This is a genomic window from Pectobacterium actinidiae (assembly GCF_000803315.1).
Lineage (GTDB): Bacteria > Pseudomonadota > Gammaproteobacteria > Enterobacterales > Enterobacteriaceae > Pectobacterium > Pectobacterium actinidiae.
In genome coordinates, this window is record NZ_JRMH01000002.1 from 137,603 (window position 1) to 155,627 (window position 18,025).

Sequence of the window (18,025 nt, forward strand, 5' to 3'; positions counted from 1 at the left end):
GGTTCCAGATCCATATCAATCCGGCACGTTTTCGCGCCGGAATCATGAGAGTTAGATATCGGCGGTTTGTCCGCGATACAAACGACGTACGATGTCGTCATCGTTAAACTCTTCACGCTCATGAATGACACGACGGTTGTCCATAATCAGCAGGTCACCATCTTCCCAGAAGTGTTTGTAGTAGTAGCGCGGCTGTTTTAAAAACGCCCCGAGTTCCTGGAAGAATGCATGGGTTTCATGCTCGGTGAAACCGACAATCCGCGGCTCCCAGCTAGCCGGTTGTCCTTCGTCAAATGGGAAATAAATCAGCATCTTTCTGACCCATCCCAGATCGGTGAAGACTGGCACCTTGAACCAACCGTCTGGAGAAACATCCACGTAATAGCCTCGCTCCAGCACACGAACTTCGAATGTTTCCTCTTCCAGAACGCGCAGCAGGTGAGCCGGCATTTCCTGACAGGCCAGAGCATGGTCGCATACCGTTGTTGCACCACGGAATTTGACGTTTTTAATTTCGGCCGCGTAGAGGAAAACCTGATCCACCTGTGACAGCAGCAGGCCACCGTCAGCGTGGAAAGGAAGTTGACCACGTCCGGTAACGATTTTTCCTTTTTCCCCTTCCAGCTTCAACGTATCGCGATAGCCGAAGCCTACGCCGATTTTTTCATCCGCATACTCTACAATCGTTCCGTAAGCCGAGTAGATATCGCGGAATGTGTCACCATCAATATCGAGGTTTTTGACCACGACAAATCCCTGACGCATCAGTAAGTTTTTAATCGTTTCTGTCTTGGCTTCGAGAAAGTCCCGATGATCGATATACGCGCCAAAACCGGACGCCATGATCGGATTAAACTTCACTATTTCGCTCATTTTCTTCCTTATCCTCAGTATTTTTTGCCAAGCACATTTTTGAAATGTCCCTGAGCGTCACGAGCCTGGAACGCTGCCTTATGGACAGCTTTGGAAGCGTCACGGGTTTGTTCCAGTAGATGGATGAACGGCTTGTTGACCGCTCGCTTCGTATTGATGAATGCAGAAGCCGGGTAGCTGGCCATAACGTGCGCCTGTGTGATAGCGGCATCCAGCAGCGCACTGCTCTCCACCACCTGATTAACCAGCCGATAGTCCACACAGCGTGGAGCATCGAGCGACTGGCACTGGTAGATGATTTCCTGCATTGTGCTAAATCCGTGGGTGAACCCCAGGATGGCCGCCCCAACCGAGCACCCGATACCATGCTTAAGTTCCGGCATCACAAAACTTGCTGTCGACGCCATCAGTCTCTGGTCAAACATCAGCGCGAATTGGAACCCCATACCAATCGCATAGCCATCCACCGCTGCAATCGTCGGTTTATGCACATTCAGGACGGCCTGATACAAATCAATCACGCGGTCAATCCATTCTTCGATGTCCTCACTGCGCGATAGCTGCTTAACTTCGTTGAAATCTCCGCCAGCGGAAAAGGAACGCTCGGCTCCGCCATACACCACGACAGCTCGCACACTGTCGTCAGCGTTGGCTCGCGCCAGCGCGTCCTTCACGCTGGTTTCCAGCGAACGACTAAAGGGGTTATGCTTGTTAGGATGATCGAGTGTGATCACCCGGACCTCACCGAAATTCTCTTCCAAAACCATAGTTAATCCTTTTTAATCAGTTCTTTAAGCTGAGATGGCGTCACATCTGTAATGGAGAGACGGCCACGGAGGAAGGCTTGATAAACACGGTAGGTAAAGCGACTTTTGGTCTGGTAGTTATCAACCGTTGAGCCAAGAACATTCGCAAAGGCCTGATTGACGGAGGAACCTTCGTGAATGCCGATTTTCTTGCGCCAGACAATGTCTTTCGGCAGCAATTGCAGCGAATCGGCGTATTCACGCAGGATATTTTTGACTTCGTTGTCGAAAATTTTGTAATCAGGATGTAGCGCATGACACAGAGAGATTAAGGAATGGCTCCAGAAGGGGTGGCGAATATCAATGCCGTAACGGGAAGCACCGTGGGTAGCAAACTCCCCCGTCCAACGCGTCCGGTACACTTGCTCGGCAAGTAGCTGGTTCGGATTATCATAATGCGCTCCCGGCTTCAGTATGCCGCCAAAGAGCAGGTCGGAACCATATCCGGTCAGCATGCAAGACACCTGCCCCTGCGCCTGACGATAGACATTGAACAACCCGGATTGGATTTCAGCGGATAAGCCGTCAAATATTTCGTTGTAATAGATGGATTCGATGATGCCGTTGATCACCTCGGTTTCGGACAGAATTTTCACCTGATGATGTGTACCGAGTGCATCAGCAACCTGTTGAGAAAACTCAAACTCATTGCTGAGTTCCGTACCAATCGAATACGTATTCAACTTTTTGAAATGACGACTGGCGAGTGCCGTTACCAGGCTGGAATCCAGACCGCCGGATAAGGGAATACCTACGGTATCAAAGCGGGGCGCCAAATCCTCAAGCGGCGAATTAAGGTAGCGCTCAATCAATGCCAGCAGCGGTTCACGCGGAAGCGCTAACAATTGGTTGCTGGCGGGTGTGGTCAGCGTGCGGCTTTCAACGAAAGAATACCCTTCGCTATCGTGCGTAAGGACGTGCACCGCACCTGGTTTAAGACGCTGCGCATTTTTCACCGGCGTATAGGTATCCGCCCGCATCAGCGACTGACACACCAACGCCTCCTCTTCAAACCACAGCGTATTCTCACCTTCTGCCGCAGTCACCAGTTTCAAGCTGTTGGTCACCCAGGTTTTTTTTCCCTGTACAACATGAACCGGCGAGAAACCACGCGACTCGGTAATCACCGTCAATTCGCCGTTTGGTTCATCAATGAAAAAGCAGAAATCACCTTCAGCCAGCGCCAGTGCATTCGCTCCCAGACGCGTGAACAGCAACGCTAACAGCTCGGCATCATTTGCCAGATAAGCCTCGCCTTCCCACACGCCGGCCAATCCGCTCAGAAACGTCCGATTGTACAGCGAGCCTATTAGGTAGGCCGATCCTCTTTCCATCTCACACTTCTGATAATGGCCATTCTGTTCGATAAAAAGATAGCCATTAGATAATGCTTCGCCCTTTCCGTCGAAGTCGCGTTGGATATTATTTATATCGGTATCAGAACCTTTATAAACAACGCAAAAACTATTGCTCACAGTAATAACCCTTACCTTAATAACAACATGAGAGAAAACAACGTTTGTATTCGTCACGTATCATAGAAAAGGCAAAGGTAAATATTAACCGTGTAAAAGTTCAGCTACTGTATTTCTTTTAGATAGGGAGTAACTATTCTTTTGGATAGGTTCCTCCCTAATAGCAAGTATTAATACACGCTAGCGGGTATCCATATGCTTCATCACGACAGATTCACAAGGGGAATGGAAAAGATTTAACTCAAGTGCTTTAGTTATAGCATGGCGGGAATTGATAACATCCAACTTACGAACTGAGTTGTTAATGTGGAACTTAACGGTGACCTCACTGATACCTAATATACGAGAAACCTCTTTGTAAGTTCGTCCACTACTAACCTGGAAAAGCACTTCGGTTTCACGCGGGGAGAGTAAGGCGTTTCTTGAATTATCGGGGGGATTATCTTGGTCGTTGATAGCTCGCTGATAGGCCATCACTTTTTCATGTACATTCACCAGTAACATCTGTAAATCATTTTCATGATTTTTCATACATTTTTCGAAATTCGCATCTTCCAGGTGATTCGCTATACTCAGTGTCGCCACATTATTGTCATGGTCGTGCAAAACAAAGGTATAACCTGAACTTATATCGTGCTGTACAGAAGAAATAAAGACATCCTGATTCTTGGCTCTTAGCGTCACAAGATCATTATCATCCCAGGAAAATGGCGTGATCCGAGCTAATGAGGCAACAATGATAGGATCACTCAGAAACATCTCTTTTTTTATATACTCCTTCATCCATGCTTCTGGATAATTCGAAATAATATAAGGTTGGCTGGTAGAGTTTTTACTCATCATAAAATAAGAAAACCATACATCGCCGACTCCTTTCAACTTCCTTTTGATAAACGAATGGATTTCATGATCCATGTTACCCTCTCTTACCGACTTTGCTCGAAGATTAAAAGATCAACTATTTCCCAGAGAGTAAATATAATTATTTTTAGTTATACCAGATATAATCACTAAGATTTAACAAGGGCGAAAGTTATCAATTAAGATACAAGCAGTCAACATTTTATATACATAATCCAATTCAATAATAATTGACATAGTTACTATTATTGAAAATATTATTTATAGAAATAAGTAATAATATGACTGTCCGTTACTGGCTCCAAGCCATAATACCGAAGGGACGCAGGCTATTTAGTGAGTATGGGAATCGGAAGGGGTGAATAGGTAAGGAAACAACAGCATCGGACGCAGAAACGATACGTCCGATGCCACTACAGCCTAGTTTTGCGACTGCGTCGCAACGCCATTACTCACCGCGTAGTGCCGTTGCAGGAGATTGGCGATAAGACAGCATCGCGGGGATAGTGAGAACCACGGCGGCGACCAGCAACAGGAGCAGGACGAAGTGGATGTCTTCCCATTCCAGCGTCACCGGCAGGACAAAGCCGCTTTTCTCGCTCATGACCACCGCAATTGCACGCGCGGCAAGATAACCCAGGCCGACGCCCAGCAGCACGCCAACGCTCACCAACGACATCAGCCCGCTCCAAATCAGCGTGAAAATACCGTAGCGCGGTGCGCCAAAGGCACGGAGTGCGCCAATCTGTTTCTGCCGCTGCCGCAGGTGGATAACCGCCACCATCGCCACCGCGACGCCGACTAACCCTTGCGTGCCCAGCGAGATATAGGTCAGCAGCTCACGAATATCACCCAACATCGAGTACAGCTTCACCAGCACTTCGCCGGGGAACACCGCCAGCGTCGTGTTACTACGATACAGTGACCGCAGTTGATAGGCACCCGCGATCGTTTTCGGTTTAACGACAATCGCAGGCAAGCCCGCCTGATGCGCGTGTCCATGCGCTTCTGCTTCGCCGTGCTCGTCATCGTGTGAAGCCGTTACTGGCTGAGCGACATCAGCATGATGATCATCACTTTCCGCGCCTTCCGCTGGATGAGCGTCGTTGTGATGCTCACCTTGCGCATGTGCGGTTTCATCATGATCGTGTGCATGGCCGTCATGTTCCCCCTCATGCTCATGCGTCTCATGATCGGCATGTTCGTCATGGTCGTGATCATCGTGATGCGCATCGTCCGCACCATCATCGTCCACACCATGCGGTGGATGGATGCCGTGCACCCGCCACACCGCGTTCACCGGTACCAGAATCGCTTTATCCCACGCGCTGCCGTCAGCAGGCAACACACCGACCACAGTGTAGGTGACGTCATCGTGCGCGTGCGCCCCTTCCGTACCCACCTGACCATGAATCGGGCTAAATGTACTCCCTATCGTCAGCCCCGTTTGCGCTCCCACCACGGCCTCGAAGCCGTCGTTGAACACGCGTCCGGCGGTGAGTTGTCGCTTGCCGTTATCCGTGACCAGTGGCGACGTGGTGCCAACAATCGGCATCCCCTGATAGAAATCACCAAACGCCACCGGGGCCGCCCACGCCACCAGCGGGTTCTTCTCCAGATCGGTCAGCACCTGTGCGGGGATCAGCGTCAGCGCCGACGGTTGCAGGAACACGGACGACAGCACCAGTTGGGTTTCACTCCCCGGCGCACCGATCACCAGATCAAAACGGTCAGCCGCTTTGGCGCTCCCCATACGCAGCGCCCTTTCCTGCAAACTCACTGAAATACTCAACGCCGTCGCCGTCGCGATCAGCAACACCACAACCAGCACACCCGGCCAGAGCCGACGCCAGTCGACCCAGATAAGACGCCAAGGAATCATGCACGATCCTCCTGATACTGCGTGTCCGCCACGAGGCGTCCTTTTTCCAGTTGAATACGGCGCGACATCTGCGATGCCAGACGCGCATCGTGCGTAATGGCAATCAGCGTCGCACGGCTATCGCGCGCCAGCGTCACCAGCAGGTCAGCAATCTGCTCGCCACTCTGCGCATCCAGACTCGCCGTGGGTTCATCGGCGACGATGATGTCCGGCTTGCTGAGCAGGGCTCGCGCGACCGCAACCCGCTGCTTCTCGCCGCGTGATAACACTTCAATCGGACGTTTCGCGGTATCCAGCCCGACCTGCGCCAGCAGATCTGCTGCCCGCTGCCTGAGCGCCGCCGGGATCCGCCAGTGGTGAAACTGCGCAGGTAGTAAGACGTTCTCTATCGCACTCAGGCCGGGGAAAAGATGGAAATCCTGCATTACCAACCCGATGTGTTGTGCCCGCCAGCGGTCGCGCTCCGCTTCGTTCATCTGCCAGATATCCTGCTTTTCCCACTGCACACAGCCCGTTCCGCTGTGATCCATCCCGGTGATGGCATTCACCAGCGTGGTCTTACCGGAGCCGGAAGGCCCCATCACCGCAACCCGCTCGCCAGAACGCATCGACAGCGCGGGAATATCCAGCACCGCCTCGGATGTATCGGGGAAGGTCACACTCAGGTGTTGAATCAATAGCTCCGCCATCGGCGCTCCTAAAGGGTATCGAACGTGGCTTCACGCAGTCGCAGCAGGCTGACAAAACCCGTTTCAGGATCGGTCCACGAACCGTGTTCCAGCACGCCTTCAACTTCAATCATGGTGTTGTTCTGTACGAAGGTCTGACGTTTGGCGAGATAGACGACGACAATATCTTCAGGCCAGTCCGCATCAGACGAACAGAAGGGGCACAGCGCCATCGGCATTTTGGTTAAGACAAAGAATTGTGATTCCGCCTTGAGCGGCGGTGCCATAAAACCGCGCATCGTGACCCGCTTACCAGAGAGTGCTTTGACGTCATTGGAGAATTCCAGACCCAGCACACCGTAAGAGGCGTACAGCTTATCGAAGGAGAGTTCAGGCTGTGCGGCTTTCGCTGGGATGATTCCACCGAGGAGGAAGATCGCCAGCACCGTACGCAGCCAGGAGAATAAAAGCGGGGTTGCCCCCGCTTTGCTGCATTTCGCATTATTCATAGCGTCGTAGGGTTACTTTTTGTCCTGCGGTTTCACCGCCAGTGCATCAACAATCACCCGGAACAGATCGGTGTTTTCCATATAGCCACGAATGCGTTCAGCACCGGGGCCGCTGGCCTGAATCACCATATCGTCAACGGCATGAACGCCCGTATCGGAAGAGCGAGGCAGGATCCCTTCACGGAATACCGCACCCGGTACTTTTTCGTAGGCTTTGTTGGCAACGTATTCGTCTTTTTCGTTCTTGATAGCAGGAACGAACTGGTTATCCAGCTTCGGACGGAACGTTTCGTAATAATCCGGGAAGTTGTTGAAGAACACGGCAAGACGTTTAGACACGTTCAGATCATCCGGGTAGCCGTCTTTGTTGGCATCCTGATAGTTTGGGTAGCCTGCATCTTCATACACGCCGACTTTCTCACGCATCTCGGTGCCAGGCTTGTTGTCATCCACCGTACCGATGATAGACAGACCATGCGTATGGTCACCCGTCACGATAATCATCGTATCCGGGTTTTTCTCGGCGAATTTCTTGGCGATGGCAACAGACTGATCCAGCATGATGGTGTTAGTGAAAGCGCGTTCCCAATCCAGCGGGTGAGAAGCTTTGTCGATCAACGCCGATTCCACCATCAGGAAGAAGCCATCCTGATTTTTGGACAGCACATCCAGCGCCGCCTGCGTCATGTCCGTCAGGTCAGGCTGGTTCGGGAATTTCCTGGCAACGTCGTTTTTCAGGAAACGACGATCCATCACACCATCCATGTTGCCAGTGTGGAACAGCCCCAGCAGCTTCGTCGCCTGTGCCGCGTTTTTCTTCAGTGAATCCGCATCGGTCACCAGTGAATAACCCGCCTGCTGGAATTTCTCAACGTAGTTGGTTTCGTCTTTACGCTTTGAGCCCGGCGTGCTTTTTGGCAGGAAGTAGGCAGAACCGCCGCCCAGCATGACGGTAGGCTGCACGTTGTAGAACATCTCGACGATTTCAGCTTTATCCGCACGACGGCGAGTATGAGAGACAACTGCCGCTGGCGTGGCGTCCTGAAGTTCAGCATCGCTGACTACGCCGACAGACATCTTGGTAGAACGGGTCAGCAGCTCACCCAGCGTTTCCTGCTTCGGATGTTCCAGTGAATTTTTGCTGCGGCTAACGTACACCCCCAGCGCGTTCACACCGGATTTGTGACCGGTCATGTAGGCGCTCATGGTGTTGGCGCTGTCGGCCGCAATGGAGTCGGTACTGGACGTACCGGCAAACGCCATATATTGCAGGTCGTCAATCGCCAGACGACCGTCCGCTTTCCCTTCCGTCACCCCTTTGGACAGGATGCGTGCGCCAGTACGGTGCGCAACGGACAGCCCATCGCCGATGAACAGAATCACGTTTTTAGCTTTACGCGTACCAGACGCCGAATAAACCTCCCAGTTCACCAGCGTCTTTTTGCCTTTGGCTTCGGCTTCTACCACATACTTACCGGCTTCCGGCAGGCTCACGTCGCGCAGCCAGATCGTGGAGGCGTTGCCGCCATCTTCACGCTCAACAAACGAGGCCGTTTTGCCCAGCACCTGTTGGTAATCTTTGCCGTTAATCAGAATGCGAATATCTTGTGGCTTAAGCACTTCATCAAACTCGACTTTAAAATCGAATTTCCCGCCCGCCAGCATGGTGGCGCGGTCAATCGGATAAATAGCCTGAGCCTGCACCATCCCCGGTAAAGCAGCAGAAATCAGTAAAGGCAGTAACCAGCGAGCTTTCATTGTTATGTCCTTGGTTGCGTCATTTAGCAGGACATAACGTAGTTACCTTTTTTTACAGTTTGATGAATTTCACCATAAATTATTGCACCTGCATCTATTGTTCATGACAGCTGCAATCAGGATGTTGCTGGTTTTTGCATTTCAAACGCATTCAGCCGCCGCCATTCTCCGGGTGCCAGTCCCAGATGTTGCTGGAAAATACGGCTCAGGTGGCTGGGGTCTGAAAAACCGGTATCTACCGCAATTTGGGACAAAGTACGGGAAGTCCGTAACATCAGCCAACAGGCCTGCGCGATCTTCATTTCCATATACGCCTGCTGGATGGTACGGCCGATGCTCTTTTGCAACGATCTATCCAGCTGTCTACGCGACAGGCCGCTGCGTTGTGCTATGTCCTCAGAACTAAGCCTGCTTGCCAGACTCTGGCGCATGATAATCAGCGCCCGTCGAACTGACATCGGCGAATCTTCAAGCTCTGGGCTGTTCCATGTCAGGCTGGAGGGCGGCGCAAACCCGCCGACCAACATATCTGACAACCCCTTGATCGCCCTTTCCCTTCCCAATTTCTTTTCCAGCAAAAAAGCCGCCAGCTCAATAGTGGCACTACCTCCCGGACAGGAATAGACGTGCCCTTCCTCCATGACGTTCTTGTCTGTAACAGGCGCGATCGACGGAAATAACGCTTTAAATTCACTGAAATGACGCCAATGAACAAGAATACGCTTGCCGGAAAACCCCGTTTCGGCGAGAAGAAACGCCGCATTATCGACACTCACAAGGGGGATATGATGGCGTCGGAGATGCCGCAGTAAGGGAAGATAAGGGGCGGTATCAGACATGATTTTTTCCGGCATATTTCCACCGAAGATCACGAAGTAATCACACTTCCCCGCATGGAGCTGTCGTACTGAAACCGCCTCGTCTGGCACAAGCACAGCACCACAGCTTGCCGTCACGGGCTGGTTATCCAGCGCAGTCAACTTCCAGGTGCAGTTCAATTGGCGGCTGTAGTCCTCCTCATCGCCGGAGAACCGCAGCTTGTCGAGAAACCCGCCGACTGACAGAAGGGAAAACCCCGGCATCAGCAGCAGAACAAATTTTACCTGAGGAGTAACCATTTTACGCATGCTCAGAAAAAAGCGGATCGCTACAAGGCAGTCCAGACAGAGATAACCCTATTTTAACCCTCAACGGGAAAATGTGGCACAGGCACTGGGAAAAGGTCTCATGTTCAGGAAAACTCACCCTTTATTTAATAAACAGTACAACTCCGCCAATCATGATAAAAATGGTACCGCAGATCATGCTAAAGGCTTTTCCATGTGCCGCGAGGTAAGAGCGGAATCGCCCCGCAGCCAGATTGATAGCCAGTTCAGCCAGAAACTCTACGGCAGCAAAGGTGGCGACCATCACGGCGAATTGCAGCAATGTGTCTTTTGTCGGGTCGATAAACTGAGTGAGAAACGCCCCGAAAAACAGGAATACTTTTGGATTAGCCCCTGCCGACGCGGCCCCCTGAGTAAAGAGGGACAACCGATTTATCGATACCATAAGTTGAGCAGGCTCCCCCATATTCAGCGTCCTTAACCGCCATTGCTTTAAGCCCAGCCAGATAAGATACATGCCGCCCGCCAATTTTATGTAAGTTAGGAAAGAAGGGTAAGTCTTAAGCAAGACATCAATGCCAAACATAGACACGATCATTAGCAAAGCGAACGCCAGTATTCCGCCCAAAATCGTATACAGGGTTATCACCGGCCCGAATCGGATACTGTGTGTGATGACCAGTAACGCATTCGGTCCCGGCGTCAGAGCAAGGCCGCAGCAGGCGAGAGCAAAGTAAAACCATACGTGGATATCCATAACATCTCCTCTTTTACAGAGGTATTAAAACGAACTCTGCAACGCGAAGAAATGAACATTTCGGACTAAATATTGTTATTTATGGACATCACATCAGTCACCATTCGGCTAACAGACGAAAGCGCTTAACCAGACCATCAGGCGACCGATTATTGCTGTTGATCCTATTCCGGCGTCTTCTCTTTTAACGGGAAGCGACGGCGCACGACGACAAAGAACAGCGGCACGAAGAAAATAGCGAGGAAGGTCGCGGCCAGCATACCGCCAATCACGCCCGTTCCCACCGCATGCTGACTTGCCGAGCCCGCCCCGCTGCTGGTGGCCATCGCGTAACTTAAATTATTTAGAATATAGGGTAAGCAGGAAAACTCAGAGAACCTACAACTTCAAGTCTGACGAGGATAAAAGCAAAAACCAGCACTGTCGTTATATTTCCCCTAATCAAGAGCGACTGCCGCCATAATAATTTCTTTTTTATCAGGGTAGACACTCAGATAAACGTCATATTCACTATAAGACAGCGAACGCCAGCGGATAGTATTAGCATCAATATTTTCAGGAATAAACCCTTTAGCTACCAAATATCCTTCCAATTTTGATTGGTCAGCTGTTCCCATAAAAAATATTATATTTGTCTCAGGTTTGTTACCATCATGGGCTGAATAGGTTATGTAATAGTTCTGAGAGACAAGGGGAGTCTCCTTTATAACTTCCATTGAGAAGAAATGGTCATAAAACCAATTTTCTTTTGTATAAGAAAGACTATCAATAGTCATTAATTTAATTAATGCACATAGTACCATCGCTATAAAAGCAAAAAAAAAACAATCGCCTTATTAATCTCCATAGACCCTCTTATTGTTTAAATATACTCCAAAATCACTGTCATTTACAATTACGACATCACCAGAATCGAAATTTGAATATGGCTTCACTGATTTCATAAAACTGGGTAATTCACCTAGATAAGGCCTTGCGTTTGGTGATTTTGATGGATCAGGAAACAACAAAGGCTTAAACCCTTTATTCTTAAAATTTCCAATAGCGCCATAATAATCCCATCGTTTAATTGACTCACTTTTGCTAACAGGTTTTAAGTCAGAAAGATAATTTTTACCATGGATTGCTCGATAAAACCCAAGCAAATCGGACACAAGGTCTTCTCCACTAAAGCCACTGTCTGTAGCCCAGCTAAAAGGCCAACTATCTTGCATTCCTTCAAATGCTATGCCCGTTCTCATCATCATAGCAAGAGCGATACTATGGCGTTCAGATAGTAAGCGCCCTCGGCGTATTTTCCAAAGACTGTACTTAGCAGTACCAGCCATCTTTCGTTTAACGAACATGTTTTGTTCATAACGAATATGATAAAACTTATCGAGCTTACTTTCACCTAATTCCATTTGAGACAAAACACTCCTGATGTCATCACCTGATGCATGCCCCAAATCTACCCAACCTAATAGCTCGGTGTAAATGATACCATACTTCGCTGATATTACCTGATTGACATCCAATATTTCTGATCGCTTACTCATTTACTTTATCCGTCCTTGGCTTTCTAAAAATCAATAAATTGAATCACTCCATAGCATATAAGTACTCGTACGAGCAATAACATGCTCCAATGTTATTGATGAAAACTTAAATGATACATTTTCCTGAGGTTGACCGTCATTATCCGTTAATGAGTTGGGATAAAAATAACGAATATCGTTAACGATCGCATCTTTTAAAGATATTTTAAAAAAAACTTCATATCCACCTAAGGATGAAGTTCTATACAATAAAAATTCGCAATTTAATTTTTCTTTATCATTCAAAGCCTGAGCTAAAAGCGGTGTGGATTTATCTATTGGTTTTCTTATATCAACAGGATGAAGAGATACATTTTCCAGTCGCGTAAATTGATTCATTAACTCATATATGAAAATTTCATCCTCATGCCCTGATTGATATTTATTACCAATCGAATCTACCGAGGATGCGCCTGCCGATATGAGGCCTTGTCTCTCACCGTTAATTTTTAAATAGATAATGCTAGCCATTTACTACTCCTATTCATTCCCTTGAAAATTAATACATCCTAAATAAATTTTTATCATAAATTATTTTAAAGATCAAAGATAATATCATTACTGCTTTTACTTAGCAGTCGCATATCTAACGAGCATGACTATAAAATATTGAATAAATAATTTTACACATATTTATTTGGTAGCACGTTGTAATGAATGTACTCGCCAGGTTTCAGGTTAATTGCATCACACACAGACGATGGAATTGTTGTCTGACCACGCACCGTTAAGAGAGTAGTCAGACAAGTGCATTACTCGTCTTGATTAATGACGAAGGCAACCACTGTGGTTCCATCATGCCCTTTCCTTCAGCGGAAAGCGACGGCGCACGACGACAAAGAACAGCGGTACGAAGAAAATAGCGAGGAAGGTCGCGGCCAGCATACCGCCAATCACGCCCGTTCCCACCGCATGCTGACTTGCCGAGCCCGCCCCGCTGCTGGTAGCCATCGGCAGGACGCCGAAGATAAACGCCAGTGACGTCATCAATATCGGCCGCAGTCGCTGGCGGGAGGCCTCCAGCGTGGCCTCAACCAGATCCTTCCCTTTCTGGTTCATTTCGTTGGCGAATTCCACGATCAGGATGGCGTTCTTCGCCGATAGCCCGACGACTGTCAGTAGCCCAACCTGAAAATAGACATCGTTTTCCAGACCGCGCGCCCAGGTTGCCACCAGCGCCCCTAGCACGCCCATCGGCACCACCAGCATGACAGAGAACGGCACCGTCCAGCTTTCATAGAGCGCGGCCAGACACAGAAATACCACCAGCAGCGAAACCGCATACAGCGCGGGTGCCTGCGCCCCGCTTAGCCGTTCCTGTAACGACATGCCTGTCCACTGCACCCCGAACCCTTCCGGCAGCTTCGCCACCAGCGACTCCATGACATCCATCGCCGTACCGGTACTGACGCCCGGCGTCGCCTCGCCGACAATCTCCAGCGAGGAATAACCGTTGTAACGCTCAAGGCGCGGCGATCCTGTTTCCCAGAAGGTTTGAGCGAAGGCGCTGAATGGCACCATGCCGCCGCTGTTGTTACGCACATACCATTTACTGACGTCGTCCGGCAGCATACGGAACTTCGCCGCCGCCTGAACGTAGACTTTCTTCACTCTGCCACGATCAAGGAAGTCATTCACATAGGTCGAGCCCCAACCCGTTTTCAACGTGCTGTTGATGTCATCTATCGACACGCCCAGCGCCTGTGCTTTGCGCTGATCGATATGAATCCGCAGCTGCGAGCTATCATCCAGACCGTTATGACGCACGCGCGTCAGTTCGGAATTGCTGTCGGCCATGTTCAGCAATTGATCTCGCGCGTCCATCAACGCATCGTGCCCCAGTCCACCAAGATCCTGTAACTGCATAGCGAACCCCGCGGCACTGCCCAAACCGTTAATCGACGGCGGGCTGCTGGCAAACACGCGCGCTTCCTTAATATGACGAAAGGCTTTGGTCGCGCGTTCGATTACGGCAAAGGAGCTACTTTCCGGCGTCGTGCGCTCGCTCCAGTCTTTCAGGCGCACAAACAGCCGCGCCACGTTCTGCCCGTTTCCGCCCGGCCCTGACCCGATGGTGGAAAACACAGACGTCACGGTGTCTTTTTCCTGCGTGAGATAGTACTGCTCGATCTTGTTGACCACCTGTAAGGTCTGCTGCTGCGTCGACCCCGGCGGGAGTTGCACTTGTGTCGTGAACACACCCCGATCTTCCTGTGGAAGAAACGACGTCGGTAGCCGGAAAAACAGGAAGGCCATCATCCCGATGATGCCCATATACAGCAGCAGCCAGCGCCCGCTGTTTATCAGTATCTTGCCGACGCCACGCTCATACTTCAGCGACGTACGAGTAAAGTGCTGGTTAAACCAGCCGAAGAACCCTTTGCGACCGTGGTGTTGACCCTTGGCGAGCGGCTTGAGCAGCGTCGCACACAGCGCGGGCGTCAGCGTCATCGCGACCAGTACTGACAGGATCATCGAGGTCACAATCGTGATAGAGAACTGGCGATAAATCGCCCCTGTGGTGCCGCCAAAGAAGGCCATCGGCACAAACACGGCGGACAGCACCAGCGCAATCCCGACTAGCGCCCCTTGCACCTGCCTCATCGATTTTCGCGTCGCCTCCCGTGGCGAGAGCCCTTCTTCGCTCATCACTCGTTCTACGTTTTCCACCACCACAATGGCATCGTCGACCAGCAGGCCAATCGCCAGTACCATCGCGAACATCGTCAGGGTGTTCAGGCTAAAACCGAAGGCATACAGCACGGCAAACGTGCCGAGCAACACCACCGGCACCGCAATCGTAGGAATCAGCGTGGCGCGAAAATTCTGCAAGAACAGGTACATCACCAGAAAGACCAGCAGCACCGCTTCAAACAGGGTTTTCACCACATCGGTGATCGAGGCTTTTACAAAGGGGGAGGTTTCGAAAGCGATTTTGGCTTCCAGTCCATGCGGGAAGTACTGAGACAGTTCCTCAATACGCTCTCTGACGCGCTTATCGGTTTCCAGCTCATTCGCACCGGACGCCAGCTTCACCCCCAAACCGGAGGCGGCCTGACCGTTGAAGCGGCTGAGAAAATCATAACGCTCTGCACCAAGCTCCACTTCCGCGACATTGCCGAGCGTCACGGCGGAGCCGTCTTGATTGACGCGCAGCGTGATATCGCGAAACTGCTGCGGCGTCTCTAACAACGATTGCGCGTTGATCGTGGCGTTCAGCGCCTGATTATCCACCGACGGCACGCCGCCGACCTGCCCTACCGACACCTGACTGTTCTGCGATTCGATAGCCCGCACTACGTCGCTGGTCGTCAGTGCATAATCCATCAGTTTGGCCGGATCCAGCCAGATGCGCATCGCATACTGCGATCCATAGGAATCAACCTCGCCCACCCCGCTAATGCGGCTGATCGGCTCCTGAATATTGGTTGCGACGTAATCGGCGATGTCCTGTTTGTCCATGCTGCCATCGGTAGAAACAAACGCGACCATCAGGATATTGGTATCGCCGGTTTTGCTGACAGTGACACCCTGCTGCTGGACTTCCTGTGGCAGCTTGCGAGTGGCGGACTGAAGCTGGTTTTGCACCTGCTGGCGGGCTTCATCGGGATCGGTGCCAGCCTCGAAGGTCAGCATGACTCTGGCTTGCCCGGTATTGCTGCTGTCCGAGGACATGTACATCAGGTTATCCAGCCCGGTCATGCTCTGCTCGATAACCTGTGTAACGGTATTTTCTAACGTCTGCGCCGATGCACCGGGGTAGCTCGCCGTGATCCGCACGCTAGGCGGAGCCAGATCGGGATACTGTTCCAGCGGCAATGACTTGATGGCCAACATACCGCACAGGCTGAGAAGGATAGCCAGCACCCACGCAAAAATGGGACGGTCGACAAAAAAATTCGCCATCGCTTCTACACTCCTCAGCCCTATTTTGATGTGGCTGCTTCACGAGCAGCCCACTTATTATCAACAGGAATAGATTCACTAACCCCAGAGAAAAACCCTGTGCACAGGATAATGCTGGTCACTTAAGCCCGTTATTAGGGGAAACACAGGGGGAGGTTCCCGCAGGGAGGCCTCACCCCTGTGGTCGCCCCGTGTATCTCGATGCTTAAACGATCGGTATTAGCGCATAAGGTGCCAAGTTACCTTAACTGCCGACATCGGCTAAATCGTGGAGAAATTGAGGAGAAAATGTAAATTATCGTCGGCTATGCCTGAGCGAACGCGATCACCCGCTCAGTAAAAGCATCAGGATGCGAGATAAATGGTGCATGTGCAGCCTTTGGAATGACTACCGAAGTTGAGTTCGGCCACTGGTCATCCAGCAATCCAGCAACCTTGCGCGGCACCAGCCCATCTAAGGCACCATAGAGCCGCAGGAATGGCACGGTCAAGTCGGCTAACCGCGGGCGTAAATCCGCTTCACGCAAAATGGCCAGTCCGCCGTTTAATACCTCGACTGACGGCATTGGTTGTTCCAGCACCACGCTTTTTAACAGCCTTGCATCCTGCCGGGCGCTTTCCGTTCCCAGTGTTTGCAGTGCCAGAAACCGCTCGACCGTACGCTGGAAATCTTCACTGAGCTGCTGCTGAAAACCCTGCAATACGTCCGGCTTGATGCCCGGCCAGCCGTCCTGTGCGCTGAAACAGGGCGATGACGCCACGGTAATCAGCTTTTCCACCCGCGCAGGGGCGCTCAACGCAATCTGGCTGGCAACCAGTCCTCCCAGCGACCACCCCAGCCAGACGGCACGCTCCGGTGCCTGCGCCAGCACGCGATCCGCCATGTCGCTCAGCGACATCGCCCCCAATCCCTGACTTCTGCCATAGCCCGGCAGATCGACCAGATGCAGACGAAAATGCGGAGCGAGTCGCACAATAATGCTTTGCCATACCTGCGCATTCAATCCCCATCCGTGCAGCAACACAAGATCCGTGTTTCCTGCGCCTTCGGTCTGCCAATACAACGCTGCCATCAGTTATCTTCCTTTCTCAGGGAAAAACATTTTAGGGAAAAATATGTTAACCATCGCAGCACGCTGCTGGCTATGTTTATTGCCGCTTCATCACAGCCAGCAGGGAATTTGTTCGTACTGTCAGCGCCATTTACCCCGCTTGCCCATCTGCTGCCCACGCTGTGGTTTGCCTTCAGCCGACACCATGCATCAGTGCGGACGCTGCCTGCAAAACCCGCCCCCCTGGCAATCGCTCACCTTTATCAGCGACTACGCACCGCCGTTCAACACGCTGCTCAAGCATTTTAAGTTTCACGGTAAAACCGAGCTGGCAGCGGTACTCGCCCGACAGCTGTTATTGCGCTGGCAAATGGCCTACCGAGAACGAAAGCTCACCGGACAGGTTCCCCTGTTTCGCCCTGACCGCCTATTCACCGTTCCCCTCGACCGGAACCGACAGTGGCATCGTGGATTCAACCAGACCGAGCTACTCGCTCGTCCTCTCGCCCGCTGGTTAAACTGTGCTTACAAGCCACGCGAATTGCAGCGCACCCGACGCACGCCGCTACAGCAAACGCTCAGCGCCAGCGCGCGACGGCGTAACCTGCGGGGCGCGTTTTCCTGTGATGTCTCGCTGTCAGGGCAACAGGTGGTGTTACTGGATGATGTCGTCACGACGGGCAGTACCGCAGCCGAAATCAGCAGGCTGCTGCTGGCTCAAGGTGCCGCGGGCGTTCAGGTCTGGTGTTTGTGCCGAACCTTGTAGTCGGGGGGAGGATGGGCGTATTATAACCG

The 18,025-nt window shown here is 51.3% G+C and carries 16 protein-coding genes and 1 pseudogene; 1 reads left to right on the forward strand and 16 read right to left on the reverse strand.

Going from position 1 to position 18,025, the window contains the following annotated elements; all coding sequences use genetic code 11:
• Positions 1 to 51 precede the first annotated feature (51 nt).
• From KKH3_RS18200 to bioH, 16 genes and pseudogenes are all read right to left on the reverse strand, one after another.
• A complete protein-coding gene (locus KKH3_RS18200; RefSeq protein ID WP_039362938.1) occupies positions 52 to 873 on the reverse strand; it encodes a TauD/TfdA dioxygenase family protein in 822 nt (273 codons plus the stop codon).
• 14 nt (positions 874 to 887) lie between these two features.
• Complete coding sequence (carB, locus tag KKH3_RS18205; RefSeq protein WP_039362941.1) at positions 888 to 1,640, reverse strand: carboxymethylproline synthase; 753 nt, start codon at positions 1,638 to 1,640, stop codon at positions 888 to 890.
• Positions 1,641 to 1,642: 2 nt separating this feature from the next.
• A complete protein-coding gene (carA, locus tag KKH3_RS18210; protein ID WP_039362943.1) occupies positions 1,643 to 3,154 on the reverse strand; it encodes a carbapenam-3-carboxylate synthase in 1,512 nt (503 codons plus the stop codon).
• 180 nt (positions 3,155 to 3,334) lie between these two features.
• Entirely contained in the window at positions 3,335 to 4,069 is a 735-nt protein-coding gene (gene carR, locus KKH3_RS18215; RefSeq protein ID WP_052201390.1) for a carbapenem biosynthesis transcriptional regulator CarR, read from the reverse strand.
• Between the two features lie 394 nt (positions 4,070 to 4,463).
• Positions 4,464 to 5,897, reverse strand: coding sequence for an FtsX-like permease family protein (locus tag KKH3_RS18220; RefSeq protein WP_039362946.1), 1,434 nt, complete (start codon positions 5,895 to 5,897; stop codon positions 4,464 to 4,466).
• Positions 5,894 to 6,586: an ABC transporter ATP-binding protein gene (locus KKH3_RS18225; RefSeq protein ID WP_039362949.1), complete on the reverse strand. Its 693-nt coding sequence runs from the start codon at positions 6,584 to 6,586 to the stop codon at positions 5,894 to 5,896. The genes KKH3_RS18220 and KKH3_RS18225 overlap by 4 nt, the downstream gene beginning before the upstream one ends.
• 8 nt (positions 6,587 to 6,594) lie before the next feature.
• The gene (locus KKH3_RS18230) at positions 6,595 to 7,074 is read right to left on the reverse strand and encodes a hypothetical protein (protein WP_039362952.1); all 480 of its coding nucleotides are present in this window, start codon (positions 7,072 to 7,074) and stop codon (positions 6,595 to 6,597) included.
• A 12-nt stretch (positions 7,075 to 7,086) separates the two neighbouring features.
• Complete coding sequence (locus tag KKH3_RS18235; RefSeq protein ID WP_039362955.1) at positions 7,087 to 8,832, reverse strand: alkaline phosphatase; 1,746 nt, start codon at positions 8,830 to 8,832, stop codon at positions 7,087 to 7,089.
• A gap of 116 nt (positions 8,833 to 8,948) precedes the next feature.
• The gene (locus tag KKH3_RS18240) at positions 8,949 to 9,950 is read right to left on the reverse strand and encodes a GlxA family transcriptional regulator (protein WP_039364328.1); all 1,002 of its coding nucleotides are present in this window, start codon (positions 9,948 to 9,950) and stop codon (positions 8,949 to 8,951) included.
• Positions 9,951 to 10,080: 130 nt separating this feature from the next.
• The gene (locus KKH3_RS18245; RefSeq protein WP_039362957.1) at positions 10,081 to 10,695 is read right to left on the reverse strand and encodes a LysE family translocator; all 615 of its coding nucleotides are present in this window, start codon (positions 10,693 to 10,695) and stop codon (positions 10,081 to 10,083) included.
• Positions 10,696 to 10,859: 164 nt separating this feature from the next.
• Positions 10,860 to 11,021 (reverse strand): annotated as a pseudogene (locus KKH3_RS22345) (efflux RND transporter permease subunit); the annotation flags it as partial.
• Between the two features lie 111 nt (positions 11,022 to 11,132).
• Positions 11,133 to 11,471 (reverse strand): hypothetical protein, encoded by a 339-nt coding sequence (locus KKH3_RS18250; protein WP_234991540.1) that lies wholly within the window; start codon positions 11,469 to 11,471, stop codon positions 11,133 to 11,135.
• A 60-nt stretch (positions 11,472 to 11,531) separates the two neighbouring features.
• Positions 11,532 to 12,233, reverse strand: a complete 702-nt coding sequence (locus KKH3_RS18255; protein WP_039362961.1) for a hypothetical protein — start codon at positions 12,231 to 12,233, stop codon at positions 11,532 to 11,534.
• Positions 12,234 to 12,263: 30 nt separating this feature from the next.
• On the reverse strand, positions 12,264 to 12,743 hold the full coding sequence (locus KKH3_RS18260) for an Hcp family type VI secretion system effector (RefSeq protein ID WP_039362965.1): 480 nt from the start codon (positions 12,741 to 12,743) through the stop codon (positions 12,264 to 12,266).
• A gap of 324 nt (positions 12,744 to 13,067) precedes the next feature.
• On the reverse strand, positions 13,068 to 16,178 hold the full coding sequence (gene acrD, locus KKH3_RS18265) for a multidrug efflux RND transporter permease AcrD (RefSeq protein ID WP_039362967.1): 3,111 nt from the start codon (positions 16,176 to 16,178) through the stop codon (positions 13,068 to 13,070).
• Positions 16,179 to 16,483: 305 nt separating this feature from the next.
• Positions 16,484 to 17,251, reverse strand: coding sequence for a pimeloyl-ACP methyl ester esterase BioH (gene bioH / locus KKH3_RS18270; protein ID WP_039362970.1), 768 nt, complete (start codon positions 17,249 to 17,251; stop codon positions 16,484 to 16,486).
• 43 nt (positions 17,252 to 17,294) lie between these two features.
• On the opposite strand from bioH, the gene gntX reads away from it, so the two are divergent.
• A complete protein-coding gene (gene gntX, locus KKH3_RS18275) occupies positions 17,295 to 17,996 on the forward strand; it encodes a DNA utilization protein GntX (RefSeq protein WP_039362972.1) in 702 nt (233 codons plus the stop codon).
• Positions 17,997 to 18,025 lie beyond the last annotated feature (29 nt).